This window comes from Vibrio sp. 1078-1 (assembly GCF_033340475.1).
This window is the reverse complement of sequence record NZ_JAWOWM010000114.1, coordinates 1-990: the sequence shown is the minus strand read 5'-3', so window position 1 is coordinate 990 and position 990 is coordinate 1. Positions and strand designations below refer to the sequence as shown.

Annotated in this window: 1 protein-coding gene; it reads right to left on the bottom strand. The window is 50.5% G+C overall.

Annotated elements, in window-relative coordinates; all coding sequences use genetic code 11:
• Positions 1–990 (bottom strand): metalloprotease TldD (gene tldD / locus R7190_RS25970; protein WP_318137695.1); only part of this gene is annotated, 990 nt, incomplete at both ends.

The window sequence follows — 990 nt, the reverse complement described above, 5'->3', positions numbered from 1 at the left end:
AAGTTAGGCGCGTAGATGCCTTTCTTCACGGTCGAGATGATTTCTTCTGGTGTGTGTTCACCTGGCAGCATGTAGGTATTGGTCATGCGTGGCATCGGTAAGTGCGCGTAAGATTCGCGGCGACCGTTACCCGTTGGGTTTACCCCCATTAGGCGCGCGTTCAGCTTGTCTTGCATGTAGCCTTTCAATACGCCATTTTCGATCAGCGTGTTGTACTGACCATTCACACCTTCGTCGTCCACATTGAGTGAACCACGCAGATCTTTCAGCGTACCATCATCCACAATCGTACATAGCGATGACGTCACTTGCTGACCCATTTTGCCAGAGAATACCGACGACTCTTTGCGGTTGAAATCCCCTTCTAAACCGTGACCTACCGCTTCATGCAGCAGTACGCCCGGCCAACCAGAACCAAGAACCACTGGCATCATACCTGCAGGTGCAGCTTCTGCTTCTAGGTTAACTAACGCCATACGAATGGCTTCGTCCGCGAAGTGGAAGGCTTGCTTCACGCCATCTGTTTCAGACAAGAAGAAATCGTAGCCAAAACGACCACCACCACCAGCACTGCCACGCTCGCGACGGTCACCTTTCTGTGCAAGTACACTGATGGATAGTCGAACAAGAGGACGAGTATCACCAGCGAAAGTGCCATCTGTAGCGGCAACTAGCATTTGCTCGTGCACGCCACTGATGCTGATAGAAACTTCTTTGATCAGAGGCTCTTTAGTGCGAATGTACGCATCCAAAGACATCAGTAACTCGGGGCTTGGTTGTTTTTCCCAGCTTACTAGCGGGTTAACCGCAAGAAAGTAAGCTTGATTTTCCGAACGTTTGAATGCTTGAACTTTGCCATTTTGGCCCTGCTGCGCAATGCCTCGCGCCGCAATTGCACTTTGCTTCAAACCTTCCGGATTGATTTGATCTGAGTAAGCGAAACCGGTTTTTTCGCCCGTCACTGCTCGCACACCAACACCACAATCAATG